Raw genomic sequence first — 18,077 nt, 5'->3', positions numbered from 1 at the left:
ATGAAAAAGCGCCTTACACTATTGGTTTTATTTGGTTTAAGTTTAGCAGGTTACGCGCAAAATGCAACCACTGTTGATAAGGAAAAACTTTTTGATTTTTATCAGACTCAGCGTTATGCCGATGCTGCTCAGTATCTTAAAGGTATTTATGGAGAAGAGGTGAATGATTTTAAAACCCTCAGCCAGATTGGCTATTGTTTTTTAATGGCCGGCAATAATGTAGAAGCCGAAAAATTTTACAGCAAAGCCTATACACTACAGCCACAGCACCTCCCTACCCTTTTCAGTCTGGGTAGTATTAATACCAAACGGGGAAATACCGAAAGGGCCAAACTCTATTACGGTCAAATTGTAAAAATAGACAGCAATAATTTTAATGTATATAAACTGCTGGCGAACCTTTACACTTTGCCAAAAGATTCTTTAAAGCTCAAATACTTGTTAAAGGCCAATCAGATCAACCCTTTAGAAGGTGATGTGGCTACTGATCTGGCTGAAGAGCATTCCGCTTATCAGCAATACGAAAAAGCTTATCAGGTGCTCGATATAGCCATTAAGGGAGACAGTGATAACCTGGTGCTGCAAAGGGCGAAACTTCCCATTGCCAACCAGCTTAAAAAATATGGTGAAGTGATTACTTCAGGTGAGAAATTGTTGAAAGATGCTGCCGATGCTGGGGTAATAAAAGATGTAGCAAAAGCCTATTATTACACTAAAAAATATCAAAAAGCGATCGATCTTTTTAAACTGTTGGAAGAAGCAGCAATGGAGAATGAAGCGACCTTATATTACACATCACTGAGTTACCGGGCTTTAAAAGATTATCCGCAGGCAGCTGTTTATACCAGAAAAACCATCGATGAGGCTATTTCGCCTAATACTTCCAGTTATTACTCTTTACTGGGACTGGTTTATGAAGAAAACAATCAGCTCACACTGGCAAATGCCGCTTACAAAAAAGGCCTGCAGTTTAAAGCCACCCCTACCTTGTATTACCGTCTTGCTGTATTTTACGATACACGCCTAAAACAGGGTAAAAATGCACTTAAATATTATAACCTGTATTTAAAAAGCAGGCCCAGTTTGATGGACGATAAAGAAGAAATTAAATTTTCGAAAGACAGGATAGCGCAGCTAAACCTGACTGACTAAACCAGATCTTCGAAAACGGGTTTTACATTGTCCCAAAATTCGTCGAGGGCAATAATTCTGGGTTTAAAAAAAGAAATCAGCTCGGGCCAGTGCTGCTGATTAAATATGCTTACCCCGGTAATACTGATTGAAATTTGTGATACGGTTTTGCCGAAATCATCGGTGGCATCTTTAATCCATTCCCATTCTTCGTTTACGGTATTGGTAAACAAGCGTTTAAATTCTTCAAACTGTTCGAAAATGAGATGCCTGATATCGGGATCGGGATGTGATAGCTGAATGCTGATAAAAGCTTTTTTACCGTCAACATCCATTTTAAAGAAGATATTCTTCACCCCCGTTTTGTAGTTCGTCCAGTTTACGGTTGAACCACTGGCCGAAGGCACGGGTTTCATATATTGTCCGAAACTGATCCAAAACTGTTGGCGCAGGCGGGCTGCTTCTTCTTTATTGTACATTTATTTTTTTAATAACTGATGGAGACTTTATCAATTTAAATAAGTCGTCATTCCCGCGCAGGCGGGAATCTTAAAACTAAATGCATTAAGATTCCCAATCAAGTTGGGAATGACGACTCCTCAAAAATCTATCATATTGATATAATCTCTTTAACGAGGCTGCAATATTAAGCGATTAATATTTATATTCAAAATGATAGCTACCTGAGCCTATTTCTTCTTTTTTATCGATTTTTGGCAATACCACGGTGGCGGTTGCATTGGCTGGCACAGTTACGTCTAGTTTAAAAACTCCATCGGCAATCGTCCATGAAGATTTAACGGTACCGTACACGGTTTCCAGTTCTGCAGATGCGTTGGTTAATTTTCCGCCTGGTCTTGGTGCAATTAAAATGTTTTTGTAACCTGGTTGTGCTGATACCGGATTAATGCCGGCAATATTTTTATACATCCAATCGCCAATAGCGCCGTAAGCGTAGTGATTAAAAGAATTCATATCAGCCGTTTGAAAAGAGCCATCCTGTTTAATACCATCCCAGCGCTCCCAAATGGTCGTTGCACCCATTTTAACCGGATATAACCATGATGGATAACTTTCCTGCAATAACAGATCGTAAGCTACATTCTCGTGCCCAAAGCGGCTCAATACATGGCAAAGGTATGGTGTACCCAAAAAACCTGTGGTCAGGTGATTTCCGTAATCTTTTACGTTATCTACCAATCTTTGTGCAGCCTGTGCGCGTAAATTTTCAGGCAGCATATCAAACTGCAAGGCCAATACATATGCGGTTTGGGTGTTGGAGATCAGCTTTCCATTTGGCGTCATGTTTTCTTTCATATAAGCCGCTTTAATCTGCTCCAATAGTCTGCTGTACTTGCTTACATCATCTGTTTTACCCAATACTTTTGCGGCATTTATAAGCAACTGAGTAGAATGCGCATAAAATGTTTGGGCAATCATGTACTTATCCGTCACTGCAGCACGGCCATCATTATCATCGTTGGGGCGATAGAACAACCAGTCGCCGAAGTGGAAACCTGTATTCCAAAGGTTATTTTTTGCTACAGAAGAAATATAATCGACCCACTTTTTCATGCTACCATATTGTGTTTCCAATAGGCCTTTATCTCCGTACGAAACATACATATCCCACGGAATAATGGTGGCTACATCGGCCCAGCCTGCCGAACCTGCATCATTCTGGTTCAACACATTGGGTACCACAAAAGGAACACTACCATTAGGGAGCTGATCTGCCGAAACATCTTTTAACCATTTGGTAAAAAAGGCCGATACGTCCATGTTGTATGCCGCAGTTGTGGCAAAGGCCTGTGCATCACCGGTCCAGCCTAAACGTTCATCTCTTTGCGGACAATCGGTAGGTACATCAACAAAATTCCCCTTCTGTCCCCAGCTAATATTATGTTGCAATTGATTGAGCAAAGGATTTGAGGTCGTGAATTTCCCACTGGTTTTCATATCGGAATAGACCGCTACTGCAGTGAGGTTTTCCAGTTTCAGTTCACCAGGATAGCCATCTATTTTGACATACCTAAACCCCTGAAAAGAAAAATGTGGCTCGAATACCTGTTCAGTTTCACCTTTTAAAATATAATTGTTTTGTTGTTTGGCGCTTCTGAGGTTTGTGGTGTAAAAGTTTCCTTCTTTGGTTAATACTTCTGCATGGCTGATGGTAATTTTAGTACCAGCAGCACCTTTAGCTTTTAACATGACCCAACCCACTAAATTCTGCCCAAAATCGACAACGGTCTCACCTTTCGGGGTTTTAAATATTTTTAAGGCTTTAAATGTTTCGTGTTTGCTTACCTGGGGTCCGCTCATGCCAACCAGTTTTTCCGTACCCTTGGCCAGTTCCTGCACTGGTTTCCAGGCAGCATTTTCTCTAAAGCCGGTATTATTCCAGCCGCGGAGCTCTAAGCGGGCATCGTAGGTTTCGCCATCGTAAATATTGGAGGCCAGTATTGGTCCATAAGCTGTTTTCCAGCTATTATCGGTAGTGATGGTTTCTCGGGTTCCATCAGTGTATTCTACTTCCAGTTGCAACAATAATGCTCTGGTATCGCCGTAAAAGTGTTTTTGATTACTAAATCCAATGCGGCCTTTGTACCAGCCATCGCCTAGTGAAACGCCAATTACATTCGCGCCCTTTTTTAGTACTTGCTTCACATCATAAACCTGGTATTGAATATGGTCTTTATAACTTGTCCAGCCTGGTGCAAAATAAGCATCACTAACACGGCCGCCGTTAATATGGGCTTCATACAAACCTTTTGCAGTGATGTAAGCCATTGCCGACTTTACTTCTTTCTTGAGGTTAATTTCTTTCCTGAAAAAAGGACTGGCCAGGGAAGTATCTTTTCCTGCTACCGAAATCCATTTTGCCGTCCAATCTTCAGGTTTTAAACCGGTTTGAAAAAACTGAACAGGTGACCATGCAGATGCATTTCCGTGGTTGTCTTTTACCCTAACCTGCCAGTAATATTTAGTTTTCGAGGATAGCCCGGGACCATCATAGGCGATGAGAACCGATTGATCGTTGTTTACGTTTGCTTTCCACAAAACTTTATCAATACTGGCTGACGTACCCAATCTGATTTCGTAATTACTCTGCCTGGTATTTTTTAGATCAGAAACCATCTTCCAGCTAAATCTGGGTTTTGGCTGATCGATACTAAAAGGATTTACCAAATGCTCAACAGTTAAATCTTTTACCGAAATTTTCTGTGCTAAAACATTTGTAGTAAATAAAAAGATTAAGGCAAGAGCAGCTATTGTGCCTGAGGTACGGAAATTCTTGTTCATATTGGTTAGCGTTAATTTTTTAGTCTTAACTATACGATAATCAGAAATATTATTTAACCAACCATCCTGCACTGTTATGAAAAATTAAGCGTTAGCACAACGCCAATAATTAAATAAAATACTATTTAACAGTCATTTACAACAATAAACTACTAGAAAAAATAAAGCTTACCGGTTCATTAATCGGGCAACATATTTGCCAATGATATCGAACTCTAAATTTACAGTATCGCCAACTTCAACTTCCTGTAAATTGGTATGTTCGAAAGTATAAGGGATAATAAATACCGAAAACTCATCGGCCTGAGAATTTACGACGGTTAAGCTAATGCCATTTACACAGGCAGAACCCTTTTCTACAGTTACATTTCCGGCTGAAGCATCGTATTTAAAACGGTATTCCCAGCTACCATCCAGCTCTTCTCTTTTTACACAAACAGCTGTCTGGTCTACATGACCTTGTACAATATGGCCATCTAAACGGGCATTCATCTGCATACAGCGTTCGAGGTTAACTTTGCTCCCCACCTTTAGGCCGTCGAGATTGGTTTTATTTAAGGTTTCATCAATAGCGGTAACGGTATGTGTTCCGTCATTTAAAGCCACGACCGTGAGGCACACGCCATTATGGGCTACACTTTGGTCTATTTTCAGCTCATGGCTAATTGCAGAAGAGATGGTAAAGTGGATATTGGTATGGTCGTTTTTAATGGCAGTAACCTCGCCAAGTGTTTCTATAATTCCAGTGAACATTTTATATTTATTTACAATAAGGTCGTCATTTCGACTGAAGTGCAGCGAAATGGAGAAATCTATATTATTTTAACTTATAGATTTCTCCACTACGGTCGTAATGACGATCTCACACCATGACGATTCATTTATTCTAATATTTCAATCTATTTTTTCTCCAGTCGGAGCTATTTTTAATAGCTGCATCTCCCAACTTCACCTCTTTCTTATCAAATAGTTTTGCAGCAATTACAGCAGCAATTAAGGCTTCTGTTTCGTCCTGTACTTTTAAACTTTCGGGCTTAAAGTATTTACCCACAAAATGCGTGTCGAAATTACCCGTTTTAAAAGCCTCGTGCTGCATGACAAATTTACCAAAACCCAAGGTAGTTTCTATCCCCGTAATATCATATTCTTCAATAGCCCTCACCATGCGCTCAATGGCCTCTTCTCTGTCTTTACCATAAGTAATCAGTTTGGCGATCATAGGGTCGTAATAAATCGGGATTTCCATCCCCTGCTCAAAACCATCATCAACCCTTACCCCGTTGCCTTTTGGCGTATTATAAGTTTGCAGGGTACCAATATCAGGTAAAAAATTATTGGCCGGATCTTCGGCATAAACACGAAGTTCTACGGCGTGCCCACTGATTTTTAAATCCTCCTGACTAAAGCTCAGCTTTTCGCCGGAAGCAATTTTTAGCTGTTCTTTTACCAGATCTATACCTGTAATTAATTCGGTTACGGGATGTTCTACCTGCAAACGGGTATTCATTTCGAGAAAAAAGAAATCGAGGTTCTCATCCAAAATAAACTCCACCGTACCAGCTCCGGTATAATTCACCGAACGGGCTACATCTACGGCACACTTGCCCATCCTTTGCCTGATTTCTTCAGTTAAAACAGACGAAGGTGCCTCTTCTATCACTTTCTGGTGACGGCGCTGCACAGAACATTCTCGTTCAAAAAGATGAACAATATTGCCATGGTTATCGCCCAGAACCTGTATCTCGATGTGTCTTGGTGAGGTAACATAACGTTCAATAAAAACAGCCCCATCGCCAAAAGCTGAGGTGGCTTCACTTACGGCAAGCTGCATTTGTTCTTCAAAATCTTCAGCCCGCTCCACAATACGCATGCCCTTGCCTCCGCCACCTGCAGCAGCTTTAATCAATATCGGGAAACCGACTTCGATGGCACGCTGTTTTGCCTCGTTCACATCCTGAATGGCTTCTTCTGTTCCGGGCACCATGGGGATGTTATATTTTAGCGCTGCTGCCTTTGCCGAGAGTTTATTGCCCATCGTTTCCATGGCCTGTGGCGAAGGACCAACCAAAATCAGGCCTGCATCGGCAACCATTTGTGCAAAACCAGCATTTTCTGATAAAAATCCATAACCGGGATGAATGGCTTCGGCTCCCGTTAATTTACAGGCACCAATAATCTTCTCTCCTACCAGATAACTTTGGTTAGATGGTGCTGGCCCAATACAAACCGCCTCATCGGCATAACGTACATGCAGTGCATTACGGTCTGCTTCAGAAAAAACGGCAACCGTTTTTATACCCATTTCTTTCGCCGAGCGCATGATACGCAAAGCAATTTCGCCACGGTTAGCGACTAGGAGTTTGGAGATTGGCGTTTGGGCTTTGGAGTTTTCGGGCATCTTGGTTAGCATTTCATTAGACATATTGACTCAGGACTAAAGACTCAGGACTTAAAACCCTGTCTAAGACAAATGTAATATTATTTCAATTGCCTGATCGATCATTTCAGTACTTAGATCCAGGTGTGTTACCAAACGGATGGTACTGGCACTGGTGGTATTGCAATGCAGTCCTTTTTCTTTAAACTGGTGTACAATTTTCTCTGCTGATCCCTTTTCTACTTCAAAAATAACAATATTGGTTTCAACCGGCATGACCGATTTTACATATTTTGTGCTGGCCAGTGCATTAGCTAAAGCCTGTGCATGGGCGTGATCGTCTTTCAAACGTGTGACGTGATGATCGAGCGCATAAATACCTGCCGCTGCTAAAAAACCAGCCTGGCGCATGCCTCCACCAAAAGCTTTTCTAATTTTCCGCGCTTTATGGATCATTTGTTTGCTGCCCAGCAGCACTGAACCAACAGGCGCTCCAAGTCCTTTAGACAGGCAAACCGAAATACCATCAAAATATTTGCCGTATTCGCTTGCCTGATCGCCAGTGGCCACAAGTGCATTAAAAATACGTGCACCATCTAAGTGCAGCTTTAATCCTTTTATGTTACAGAGGTGATGGATAGGTGCAATTTGCGATAAGGTATAACAGCTTCCGCCACCTTTATTTACGGTATTTTCTAAAACCACCAAACTGGAATTGGGATAGTGGATATTATCTTCATTGATTTCAGGCTCAATCAGCTCTGGTGTCAAAATCCCGCGATCGCCATATAACAACCTGACCGATGCACCGGAATGATACGCGATGCCCCCGATTTCGTAACGGTATACATGTGCCGTCTGATCGCAGATCACCTCATCCATGGGTTGGGTAAAACACTTAATCGCAATCTGGTTCGTCATCGTTCCGGATGGACAAAATAATCCGGCTTCCATATTAAAGATCGAAGCCAGTTTTGTTTCCAATGCATGCACCGTTTCGTCTTCACCAAAAACGTCGTCGCCCACTTTTGCATTCATCATGGCATCCAACATTCCGGCAGTTGGTTTGGTTACCGTATCACTCCTGAAATCTAAAAATCTGTTGTTCATTTCGCTATCTGCTTGTAAAATATTGTTGACGTTAAAAAAAAGACCAATGCCTTTTCTGGTATAATTTTAAGGTTTTTCGGCGATTAAACGCCCTATATAGTGTATTTTTTACACACTTAATTTCCGACAACAACAAATTGTTAAAAAATTATTAAAAAAAAGGATACAAAATATAAGACTTTTTATACTTTTATCGTGCTAAAACCAAAAATAAATAAAATGATAGTAATTGCAGACGGCGGATCTACCAAAACAAATTGGTGTTTGATTAACGAGGCCGGCAGAAAAATTTACTTTAACACCGAAGGTTACAATCCATATTTTTCAAAAGGAGAGTACATTGTAAAGTCTTTGAATGAGACTCTTCCAGACCACTTGGAAAGAGAGAAATTAACAGCAGTTTACTATTACGGTGCCGGCTGTTCTACACCTGCAAATGTTAAGATTGTGGCTGATGCCATGCAACAAATCTTTGTTAATGCAACCATTTTTGTAGGCCATGATTTACTTGCTTCATCTAGAGCACTCCTTGGAAACGAGCCAGGATTTGCTGCTATTTTAGGTACCGGTACTAACTCATGTCTTTACGATGGATCTGAAATCACCATGAACATCGATTCATTAGGTTATTTCCTGGGTGATGAAGGCAGCGGTTCGTACATTGGTAAACGTATCTTAAGCGATTACATGAAAGGTTATATGCCGAAAGGCTTACGTGAAGCTTTTTATGATAACTACGCTTTAACTAACGAAGATATTTTCGATAACATTTATAACAAGCCATTGCCAAACCGTTTCTGCGCAAGCTTTAGTAAATTCTTATACGATTTTAAAGATAATTACGAGGATTATGCCTTTGCAACCATTGATTATGCATTTACCGCATTTTTCGAAGCTTTGGTTATTCACTATCCAAACTACAAAGATCACAAGTTAAACTGTGTAGGTTCTGTAGGTTACAGTTTCCGTGATATTTTAAGTATTGTAGCCGACCGTTACGAAATGGGCGTGGGTAAAATTATCCGCTCACCTATAGATGATTTGGTTCACTACCACCTGGAGCTAGCGCCTAAGGCTTAGTTTTCAGTCCTAAGTCTGGAGTCTTTAGTCCGCAGTCAAATACGAATTAAAATAAAAATCCCCGATTTCAAACCGGGGATTTTCTTTTTTTATAAGTTATTCAGTTGTATTAGTCTTTCAGCGCTTTAGTCTTCAAGTCCTCCGTTATCACATCTAGCTTTTACTTTAGCGCTATGCCCTCCGCTCAACGCCAAACGCCTTCCGCTTATCGCTCTCCGCTAGAACGAAATCTCCTTACCAAAAAGTTTGGCATATTTACGTTTATCAAAACGGTATAAAGTAGCTGCACGATAAGAAACACCTTTTTGTTTTTCATCAAGCTCCTTTAGCACGCCAAAACTCACAATTTTCTTTCTAAAGTTCCTTTTATCGAGTTTTTTACCCAGCACCAGTTCATAAACATGCTGTAATTGCGTTAAAGTAAATTTTTCCGGCAAGAGTTCGAAAGCAATGGGCTGGTGTTTAATCCGGCGTTTTATTTTTTCTAATCCTTTGTCATAAATTTTCTGGTGATCGAAAGCCAGTTTAGGCAGATCAGTAATTGGCAGCCAGTTGGCTCGCTTGGCATAGCTGCTAATCGGCCTCAGCTCTTTATCGCCACCCAAACGGATCAAGGCATAATAAGCCAAAGTAATTACCCTACCCTGGGGGTGCCTGTGCGGATCGCCAAAAGCATAATACTGTTCCATGTAAATACCACGCAAACCAGTAAGTTCGTACAAAATCCGGGAGGCTGATTGATCTAAACTTTCATCAGGGCCAACAATGTTACCGGGCAATGCCCACCAATCTTTAAACGGTTCTTCATTCCTTTCAATTAGCAGGATTTTTAATTCCTTACCATCAAATCCAAACAAAACGCAATCTATCGAGAATACAGAATCTAAATGAGGTAAAATTTGTTCCAAAGTAAAATTTAGTTATTTTAAGCAGATAAAGGTATGACTTTCAATATTAAGTAAAAAAAATAAAATAAATTACTTAGTGTAAAAAATACACACTATATTCGTGTTATAAAGATGGAGCCAAATATAAAAAATATAGCTGTACTCACTTCTGGAGGCGACGCCCCTGGAATGAATGCTGCAATCAGAGCTGTTGTTCGTACCGGAATTTACCATGGCATTAACATGTTTGGTGTAATGCAAGGTTACCAGGGTTTAATTACCGACAACATAAAACCAATGGACGCCCGTTCTGTAAGTAATATTTTACACTTGGGTGGTACCATATTAAAAACTGCACGCTGTTTAGAGTTTAAAACAGACGAAGGTCAACAGATTGCCTACAATAACTTAAAGAAAAACGGCATTGATGGACTAGTGGTAATCGGCGGTGATGGAACATTTACCGGAGCGAAACGCTTTTCAGAAACTTTCGGCGTTAAGGTGATCGGGATACCGGGCACGATTGATAATGACTTAGTGGGATCAGATTTTACCTTAGGTTACGATACGGCTATTAATACTGTAATCGAAGCGATTGATAAAATCAGAGATACTGCCGATGCACACGACCGTTTATTCTTTATAGAGGTAATGGGCCGCGACTCTGGCTGTATTGCACTAAGAAGTTCAATTGCCAGCGGTGCCGAAGCTGTTTTGTTACCAGAAAAGGAAACCAGTGTAACTGAATTGATTGAAAAACTGGCCTTAGGCGCAGCTACAAAAAAATCATCAAGTATCGTTATCGTGGCCGAAGGCCATAAACAAGGCGGTGCTTATGATATTGCAAAAAAAGTAAAAGAAACTTTTGACCATTACGACACCAAAGTAACGATACTGGGCCACCTTCAACGTGGTGGTAGCCCAAGCAGTTTCGACAGAATTTTAGGCAGTCGTTTAGGTTTTGCCGCAGTAAATGCGTTAATTGCAGGCGAAACGGAGCAAATGGTAGGTTTAAAAGGAAACGAAATAAAATTAACCAGCATAAGAGAGGCTTTAACCGCTCATTCTTTTAAACTCGAGCCCGATTTAATGGAAATGACAGAGGTACTTTCAATATAATATGGTAGCAGTTGTTTATAGCGGATCAAAAACAGCATTTTGGAAAATAACACAAAATGGACAGGTAGTAGCACATTGTAATACTACAGGCCTAAACCCTTGCTTTGTTGATCCAAAAACGATCTTACAGATTTTAAACAAAAAAGTTGCTTTGGTTAACAACGCAGAAAATATAAAGAAAATTTATTTTTTTGCAGCTGGTGCATCGTCAGCAGACAGAAAAGAGGAATTAGCCAAAACCCTATCATCGTTTTTCAAATACAGTAAAATTGTAGTAGAAAATGATTTATTTGGCGCCGCTAAAGCAGCCTGTTATGATCAACCCGGTATTGTTGGCATGCTGGGAAGTGGTGCACACTGTGCCTACTTCGATGGAAAAAAGCCAATCAGTAACAACTTTGGATTAGGTTACATACTGGGTGATGAAGGTTCTTCGAATTATTTTGGGAAAATACTTCTTAAAGAATTCCTAAGTCTTAAAATGCCTAAGGATATCGAAACCAAATTCATGCTGAATTACAATCTAGACCGCCCTCAGATATTAGAACGTATTTATAATAAGCCACAGGCCAATATATTTTTAACTTCTTTTTTTGATTTCATTACCCAAAACAGCAAACACGAATATATTCGCAGGCTGATTGACGAGGGCTTTGAAAAATATATTAAAACTTATGTTTTACCAATGGCCGAAAAATACAGCGACCGGGATATACATATTGTAGGTAAAGTAGCTGCAGAGCTCGAAGACCGGTTAAAGCTGGTGGCTAATAAATACGACATCACAATTAAAAGCATCATTAAAGAACCAATACAAAATTTATTAAAACATTACACTAATTAACAAAAACAATGAGCAAAATTGGAATAAACGGCTTTGGCCGTATTGGCAGACTGGTTTTCAGAGCCGCATTAAAAAGAGGATTGGATATTGTAGCGATTAACGATTTGATCGAGCCTGATTATATGGCATACATGTTAAAATATGATACTACACATGGCAAATTTGATGGTACGATTGAAGTTGTTGATGGTAATTTAGTTGTTAATGGCAAAACAATCCGTGTAACTGCAGAAAGAAATCCTGCTGATTTAAAATGGGATGCTGTAGGTGTTGAAGTAGTAATCGAATCTACAGGTTTATTCTTAACCCGCGCTGATGCTGAAAAACACATCGCTGCCGGTGCTAAAAAAGTAGTTTTCTCTGCTCCTGCTAAAGATGGCGATATCCCTACTTATGTAATGGGCGTTAACCACCATAAATTAACTGCAGATCAAACTATTGTTTCTAATGCATCTTGTACCACAAACTGTTTAGCACCAATTGCTAAAGTTTTAAACGATAACTTCGGTATTGTTGAAGGTTTAATGAGCACAATCCACGCGGTAACAGCAACTCAAAAAACAGTTGATGGTCCTTCTGCTAAAGACTGGAGAGGTGGCCGTGGTGGTTTCTCTAACATCATCCCTTCTTCTACTGGTGCAGCTAAAGCTGTTGGTATGGTTTTACCTGAATTAAAAGGTAAATTAACCGGTATGTCTTTCCGTGTTCCGGTTGCTGACGTTTCTGTTGTAGATTTAACTGCACGTTTAGAAAAACCAGCTACTTATGAGCAAATTAAAGCAGCAATGAAGGCAGCTTCTGAAGGCGAATTAAAAGGTGTGTTGGCTTATACTGAAGATGAAGTAGTTTCTTCTGACTTTATTGGCGATGACCACGCTTCGATTTTTGATGCTAAAGCGGGTATCTCATTGAACGATAATTTCGTTAAAGTGGTATCTTGGTACGATAACGAATGGGGATATTCTTCTGCATTAGCTAAATTCGTAGAATATTACGCAAGTTTGTAACAAAAAATTGCGCTAAGCGCTTTTTTAAACCATAATAAAAGGCAACATTATTCAATTAATGTTGCCTTTTTGTTTTAAATACAATTTTCACCCATAAAACTCCATCTCAAAAACGATTCGAAATCAGTTTTTATTTAATTTTTATACCCAAAATTTACTTAACAACACCTAAAACTCAAAAAATAGGCTTAAAATTTCAGAAAAATTCATATTTACCCAAGAACTAAACAAACGTTTGACTAAATAATACCATAAATTGATAATATTTAACAATTACTTAACATATTTTTGAGCTATATTTGCAACACAGTCGTTTTAAATCCTAAAAGCTTACAGAAAAGGAACAGGAAATAAAAAATGACAAAAAAAATACTTAAATTTTTCTTAGTGTATTTTTTACACTATCAAATTTTTTACTATATTTGTAGAGTAATAAACGGAACGATGTTTATCACGATAAAAAAAGATAAATCATTTTCTTGAAGCACTTCGGTTCGGATAGAAGATTAAAGACAAAGCCTGGCTCATAACAGGTTTATATTTGGTTAGAAAAAAGAGACAAGTCTGGATAGATTGTCTCTTTTCTTTTATATAAGATTTTAATTTCCAGCTACTAACCGCCTTCTACCTTTTATCAGAAAATTTCTTTTACTAAATAACAGCAAAAATAACTAACCTATAACTGGATAATATATATTTTGAACAAAGCCTTGATAGTTTTCTTTTTTTGTACAGTTTAAAAACAACCATAGACTCAACTGACCAAAAGACTTGCTGGTCTTTCATAAAAAAGATTAATTCAAAATAACGCCATATTTTACAATTGGTAAGTCTACACATTTAGTAACAACACTATAATTGCAATGAATAAGATCTGAACTTGTGGTTGATAGTATTACCTCTTAGTCGGGCTTTCTTAACTTTCAATTAATAGTTTTAAAATAATCTGTCAACAACTTTATACTTGTAGTTCTTAGGTTTGGAACTTGCAATACTTAACTTTAAATTTTCTACCGGAAGTTTTAAACTTGCAGTCCACAGCATTAAACTTTCATTTATCGACTTTACTGCTGCAGTTAACAATTCTAACAAATAGGTTGATTACTTTATCAATGCAGTAAGGTAGTTTTTAGTTTGCAGTAAACAGTTTTATTGAGCAGGTGATAGCTCAATAGTTTTTCATTGATGGAATAAGCCAAAATCACTTAATCGGAATTATAAAACAGACTCCTATCTACTCAAGTGGACCAATAAGACTAAGTATTGTGAGCGTATCCTGAATCTTTCTCAATAATGAATTGTCGGCATTTTGCTGAAATGCTGTAATAATATTAACTACTTCTTTAACATGTGTTTTATTGATGTAACTATTTCTGGCTAATGTATCAAAAGAGACTAAAATTGAATATTTTGTATAAAGTTGCGAGGCAGATTTAGAAATAATTTTTAGTAGATCTAATCCTTTTTCACTTGGCTTTAGTTGAACCAAATAAGACAAAGCCAATATCATTCCCTCCGAAGAATGATTTAGTAGCTCTTCAGTTGAAAGATTATTGCGTACAATGATCTCCCCCATTTTTCTTCCTAACTCTGCCTTCAACCGTAATCTTTCCGCATAATCAGGAACACTTGTCTTCGTAACATAACTATTTGCCAACTCTATCAATTTTTCTTTATGAGAGTTATCAGCACGTTCGATATTAACTTTGGGTGCATTTTTTAAATCAACAGCAAGTTTCACATCTTCGATCCTCTCCTTTGCCGTTGAAAGTTCAAACTGTGTATTTTCAATTTTTCGTTTGCTTTCTTGCGCTGATTTCTCAGCATTTTTTGCAGCTTCTAATATTTTCTCACCTATTGTATTAATAAACCGCCTTGAAAAGATAGCTGCAATTAAGCAAAAACCAGCGAATATCAAATAATCATTATTGTCATCACTTATTGAAAGATTACTTGATATCATTTTTAGAAAAGCAGGTACCAAAAACGCTGCACCTATCCCCAATAGGATGTATTTAAACCTTCCAATTTTATCTCCACTATCTTTGTCTAAAGTATCAAAATTATGCAAGTAATTTAGGTATCCACCAAACCCACCGCTGCAAATCATAATGCCTATAATAACTAATAAATGTATATCAACTTTACAATGCATATCTATATAGTAATAATATCTAATTTCTTTTATTGTAGTTTAGGTTTATTTAACTAAATACCTCGATAACAAACATTACTTAAAATACCGCAATTATCAAATTTCTTATAGCCAAATACTATCTCAATTTTTATTTAAATCTAATTACTATTAGAATCCCACACAATACTTAGTAATAGGTAATCATTCTATGCTATAGGACTATTTTTTATCTTACCGGAGTAGGAACATGGCACTATATCCCATCATAATATTCGCAGTTGCCCAAAATATAAATTACGAGTTTGTCTGGAGCATTTTCTAAAAATGCCAGGAAAAAAAAGGATATAGCCACTGGCTACATCCTCTATCTAAATTAACGCTCTCAACTATGAAGTTGATATAAGGCTCTCACCCCTTATATCTGCAATATTACGGCTCAAAGATTAAGATTTGATGAAGATTTTACTTTAAATAACACCATTTAATAAAAACTTTAACAAAATCATTTCATTATTGGGAAGCTTGGCTGATCAGCTATGAAATAAAATAAGCCTCCCTTAACAGAGAGGCTTACCAGTGTAAGTGTAATCTAAATCGTCCCGTTGATTTAATTTTTACTTAACCAAATTTAAACACAAATGCATTGGTTAGTATGCATAATCTGATGTTGTACATCAATATGTAAAAAGTGTATAATGTTATGTAAACATAGCGTTTAACTTGAGTATTCATTACGCACATCGGCCTAAGCTATTATAATACTGATCATTCCTGCGAAGCAGATGTCTTTACTTGATTACACCAACTCTCTCACTAATTTACTGCGTATGCGGCTGAGTGTTTCTAAACGCATCCCTAAATAACTGGCTATACACCTTAGTGGTACCCTGGATACGTCAAAAGAATTTAGTTCTAAGAATTTTTCGTATCGTCTTTCTGCGGAAGGAATTCGTGCGATTATGGCCCGTTCTGAAGCGGCATGATACTGGAGTGCCAAAATCTTTCTGCCAATAACATTTGTTTCCTGATAACTGGCATAAAGCTTATCAATCAATACGTGCGGGATGGCAACTAATTCGGAGTTTTCCAATGCCTGCAAATATTCGATAGAGGGCTGAATATTTTCATCCGGATGCTGAATGGCCCCAATAAATTCATCCCCTAAACTGATCCAGGTGGTAATTTCATTATTACCATCTTTAATAAAACCCCTTACCAAACCTGATACGACAAAAAAAACATAATCATTATTATCAATAGGCGATAAAATGTATTTATTCTTCCTGATGAGAAGGGGCTCTACATTTTTTTCAATTTCCTGAATAAAACCAGGGGTGATAGGGCATAAACTACTGAAATAATTTAATACGGCGTTCACTAAAAACACCTTGCGGGATTCGAGCATACACAAATAGGGATAGACTTTAGACGCTTAATAATAGCGATTTTGAACGAAAAATCAAAATAAAGTAGATTATAGCGAACTTTTTACTGTTTAAACCCCCTTATGACGTGGATTTTTTAATATTTTGAAGTGCAAACTGATTTATCCAGGTAAAAATCCTGAATTTAGTCTGATCAAATTGCGAAAAAGACTGCCAGGCTTCGCAAAATGTTTGCTCTAGAATTAATTTAGCTTTCTCTTCATCTCTTACACGCCTTATAATGTTCCCATAAAGAGCTGCTGAATATCTTTTGTAAAGAACTTTAAAGGTAGCAGGATCATGCGTTTTCAATGCAATCAAAAAGAGCTCATCGCCAGATAAGCCAGCCTGCTGATCAGCACTTTGTTTTTGATGGATAACCCTTTGGGATAGCGGTTGCATGGATGATTTGATAGTATTGCTTTAACACGCCGGATATCCGTTTGTTTAGGCAACAGGCTAAAAATCAAACAACCGAATGGAGTATGCGCTACACCACCTGAAAAAGCTTTAAAAAATCCTAACAAATTAGGCTAAGTCTTTTTACAACATTCATTCCATTCATTTTTCGCATAAAAACGCAAACAGGTACAATCTACACGCCAAGGCAGCGGAAATTAGTATAATGCAAATAGATAAGGAATTTCGGGCGGAAGATGCCTGATGATTAGAAGTAACATTTTGGCCTTCTGCTTTTTGCGGTTTGCAGGTAATAACCAATAGATATTTCGTGCGAGCCATAATCATAGCTACCGAATTTATTTAAACTGTAATCGTAACCATAACCAATGCGGAGATTTTCGCGGACAAAGAACTCGGCAATCAATCCAATGGCACTCCTTGCCCTTAAATCGCTTTGTAATGCTGGTTTGGGATAAAATTTTACGGAGGTTCTGTATGCAGCACCCAACCAAAGTTTTTCTTTGATCATTAAAAAAGCATTCAGATCCAGTGAGGTTGGCCCGTTCAAATCATCTTTGATTAAAAACGTAGGTTTGAACATAAAATCATTGTTCATTTGAAACACCATTCCAGCCGTTAAATAAAAATGCGGTTTGGAAGCAATACTCAGCAGATTATTATCCCTAAAAACAGGAAGGTATTGTGTAAGCAGGTTATTGGCAGAGAAACCGATGAAGAATTTTTCGTTCGAATAATGTACGCCTGCCCTAATATCGGGTACAATCCGGCTTTCATATCCCGTTGGAATTTTATTGTCGCCAGTTTCATTTGGATCCAGCAAACTTCCGTTAAGGCCCATCTGCATGACGCCTATGCCAACGCCAAAAGCAAGCACATTGGTTTCGGTGCGGTCTAATTTAATGCGGTAAGCAAAATTACCAGATAAGTTTAAGGAATTCTGCGCGCCTATTTTATCTTTCGATACCAATAAGCCCAAACCTAAACTTTCGTCTTTAACCGCTTCATCTACTGATACGGAAAGTGTTTGGGGAGCACCCTGAATACCAGTCCACTGGGCCCTGACAAAGGCCTGCATATACAACTCTTCTTTGTAACCTGCATAAGCTGGATTGATGAATAAACCATTGAACATATATTGCCCAAACTGTGCATTCTGCTGAGCGAACAAACAAATGCAGGCTAAATTAAATAATGCCGTTACAACAATCTTTTTCATCTGTATAATCTAATTTCAT

General features: G+C 38.3%; 15 protein-coding genes. 5 read left to right on the top strand and 10 right to left on the bottom strand.

Going from position 1 to position 18,077, the window contains the following annotated elements; genetic code table 11:
* Window positions 1-1,152, top strand: coding sequence for a hypothetical protein (locus tag CA265_02235; GenBank protein ID ARS38560.1), 1,152 nt, complete (start codon window positions 1-3; stop codon window positions 1,150-1,152).
* Here the strand turns inward: CA265_02235 and CA265_02230 are convergent.
* The 5 genes from CA265_02230 to CA265_02210 all read right to left on the bottom strand — a co-directional run bounded on the left by CA265_02230 (window position 1,149) and on the right by CA265_02210 (window position 7,921).
* Window positions 1,149-1,610: a hypothetical protein gene (locus tag CA265_02230; GenBank protein ID ARS38559.1), complete on the bottom strand. Its 462-nt coding sequence runs from the start codon at window positions 1,608-1,610 to the stop codon at window positions 1,149-1,151. The genes CA265_02235 and CA265_02230 overlap by 4 nt on opposite strands.
* 175 nt (window positions 1,611-1,785) lie before the next feature.
* Window positions 1,786-4,434, bottom strand: a complete 2,649-nt coding sequence (locus CA265_02225) for an alpha-L-rhamnosidase (protein ARS42863.1) — start codon at window positions 4,432-4,434, stop codon at window positions 1,786-1,788.
* Window positions 4,435-4,602: 168 nt separating this feature from the next.
* Window positions 4,603-5,187: a riboflavin synthase gene (locus CA265_02220; GenBank protein ID ARS38558.1), complete on the bottom strand. Its 585-nt coding sequence runs from the start codon at window positions 5,185-5,187 to the stop codon at window positions 4,603-4,605.
* Window positions 5,188-5,320: 133 nt separating this feature from the next.
* Entirely contained in the window at window positions 5,321-6,832 is a 1,512-nt protein-coding gene (locus CA265_02215) for an acetyl-CoA carboxylase biotin carboxylase subunit (protein ARS42862.1), read from the bottom strand.
* Window positions 6,833-6,895: 63 nt separating this feature from the next.
* The gene (locus tag CA265_02210; protein ID ARS38557.1) at window positions 6,896-7,921 is read right to left on the bottom strand and encodes a threonine aldolase; all 1,026 of its coding nucleotides are present in this window, start codon (window positions 7,919-7,921) and stop codon (window positions 6,896-6,898) included.
* 219 nt (window positions 7,922-8,140) lie between these two features.
* Between CA265_02210 and CA265_02205 the strand changes: the two genes are divergently transcribed.
* Window positions 8,141-9,001 (top strand): N-acetylglucosamine kinase, encoded by an 861-nt coding sequence (locus tag CA265_02205; GenBank protein ARS38556.1) that lies wholly within the window; start codon window positions 8,141-8,143, stop codon window positions 8,999-9,001.
* 218 nt (window positions 9,002-9,219) lie between these two features.
* On the opposite strand, the gene CA265_02200 is transcribed toward CA265_02205, so the two are convergent.
* Complete coding sequence (locus CA265_02200; protein ID ARS38555.1) at window positions 9,220-9,909, bottom strand: NUDIX hydrolase; 690 nt, start codon at window positions 9,907-9,909, stop codon at window positions 9,220-9,222.
* A gap of 111 nt (window positions 9,910-10,020) precedes the next feature.
* Here CA265_02200 and CA265_02195 point away from each other — a divergent pair, with 111 nt between their 5' ends.
* Genes CA265_02195 through CA265_02185 form a run of 3 tightly spaced genes read left to right on the top strand, consistent with a single transcriptional unit; the run spans window position 10,021 to window position 12,858 of the window.
* Complete coding sequence (locus tag CA265_02195; protein ID ARS38554.1) at window positions 10,021-11,007, top strand: 6-phosphofructokinase; 987 nt, start codon at window positions 10,021-10,023, stop codon at window positions 11,005-11,007.
* Window position 11,008: 1 nt separating this feature from the next.
* Window positions 11,009-11,851, top strand: coding sequence for a hypothetical protein (locus CA265_02190; protein ID ARS38553.1), 843 nt, complete (start codon window positions 11,009-11,011; stop codon window positions 11,849-11,851).
* An 8-nt stretch (window positions 11,852-11,859) separates the two neighbouring features.
* The gene (locus CA265_02185; protein ID ARS38552.1) at window positions 11,860-12,858 is read left to right on the top strand and encodes a type I glyceraldehyde-3-phosphate dehydrogenase; all 999 of its coding nucleotides are present in this window, start codon (window positions 11,860-11,862) and stop codon (window positions 12,856-12,858) included.
* 1,234 nt (window positions 12,859-14,092) lie between these two features.
* On the opposite strand, the gene CA265_02180 is transcribed toward CA265_02185, so the two are convergent.
* The 4 genes from CA265_02180 to CA265_02165 form a co-directional block, all read right to left on the bottom strand.
* The gene (locus CA265_02180; protein ARS38551.1) at window positions 14,093-14,968 is read right to left on the bottom strand and encodes a hypothetical protein; all 876 of its coding nucleotides are present in this window, start codon (window positions 14,966-14,968) and stop codon (window positions 14,093-14,095) included.
* Window positions 14,969-15,791: 823 nt separating this feature from the next.
* On the bottom strand, window positions 15,792-16,400 hold the full coding sequence (locus tag CA265_02175; GenBank protein ARS38550.1) for a hypothetical protein: 609 nt from the start codon (window positions 16,398-16,400) through the stop codon (window positions 15,792-15,794).
* 100 nt (window positions 16,401-16,500) lie between these two features.
* A complete protein-coding gene (locus tag CA265_02170; protein ARS38549.1) occupies window positions 16,501-16,821 on the bottom strand; it encodes a hypothetical protein in 321 nt (106 codons plus the stop codon).
* A gap of 265 nt (window positions 16,822-17,086) precedes the next feature.
* Window positions 17,087-18,058 carry a hypothetical protein gene (locus CA265_02165; protein ARS38548.1) on the bottom strand — a complete coding sequence of 324 codons (972 nt, stop codon included), beginning with the start codon at window positions 18,056-18,058 and terminating at the stop codon, window positions 17,087-17,089.
* Window positions 18,059-18,077: the final 19 nt, after the last annotated feature.

Source organism: Sphingobacteriaceae bacterium GW460-11-11-14-LB5 (genome assembly GCA_002151545.1).
Taxonomy (GTDB): Bacteria; Bacteroidota; Bacteroidia; order Sphingobacteriales; family Sphingobacteriaceae; genus Pedobacter.
Note: the sequence above shows the minus strand (reverse complement) of the source record. Positions and strands in the feature narration are given on the sequence as shown.

Excerpts from the sequence above, each read along its gene's own strand:
- CA265_02235 (ARS38560.1), top strand. The coding sequence starts at position 1 with ATGAAAAAGCGCCTTACACTATTGGTTTTATTTGGTTTAAGTTTAGCA.
- CA265_02230 (ARS38559.1), bottom strand. The coding sequence starts at position 1,610 with ATGTACAATAAAGAAGAAGCAGCCCGCCTGCGCCAACAGTTTTGGATC.
- CA265_02225 (ARS42863.1), bottom strand. The coding sequence starts at position 4,434 with ATGAACAAGAATTTCCGTACCTCAGGCACAATAGCTGCTCTTGCCTTA.
- CA265_02220 (ARS38558.1), bottom strand. The coding sequence starts at position 5,187 with ATGTTCACTGGAATTATAGAAACACTTGGCGAGGTTACTGCCATTAAA.
- CA265_02215 (ARS42862.1), bottom strand. The coding sequence starts at position 6,832 with ATGCCCGAAAACTCCAAAGCCCAAACGCCAATCTCCAAACTCCTAGTC.
- CA265_02210 (ARS38557.1), bottom strand. The coding sequence starts at position 7,921 with ATGAACAACAGATTTTTAGATTTCAGGAGTGATACGGTAACCAAACCA.
- CA265_02205 (ARS38556.1), top strand. The coding sequence starts at position 8,141 with ATGATAGTAATTGCAGACGGCGGATCTACCAAAACAAATTGGTGTTTG.
- CA265_02195 (ARS38554.1), top strand. The coding sequence starts at position 10,021 with ATGGAGCCAAATATAAAAAATATAGCTGTACTCACTTCTGGAGGCGAC.
- CA265_02190 (ARS38553.1), top strand. The coding sequence starts at position 11,009 with ATGGTAGCAGTTGTTTATAGCGGATCAAAAACAGCATTTTGGAAAATA.
- CA265_02185 (ARS38552.1), top strand. The coding sequence starts at position 11,860 with ATGAGCAAAATTGGAATAAACGGCTTTGGCCGTATTGGCAGACTGGTT.
- CA265_02180 (ARS38551.1), bottom strand. The coding sequence starts at position 14,968 with ATGATTTGCAGCGGTGGGTTTGGTGGATACCTAAATTACTTGCATAAT.
- CA265_02175 (ARS38550.1), bottom strand. The coding sequence starts at position 16,400 with ATGCTCGAATCCCGCAAGGTGTTTTTAGTGAACGCCGTATTAAATTAT.
- CA265_02170 (ARS38549.1), bottom strand. The coding sequence starts at position 16,821 with ATGCAACCGCTATCCCAAAGGGTTATCCATCAAAAACAAAGTGCTGAT.
- CA265_02165 (ARS38548.1), bottom strand. The coding sequence starts at position 18,058 with ATGAAAAAGATTGTTGTAACGGCATTATTTAATTTAGCCTGCATTTGT.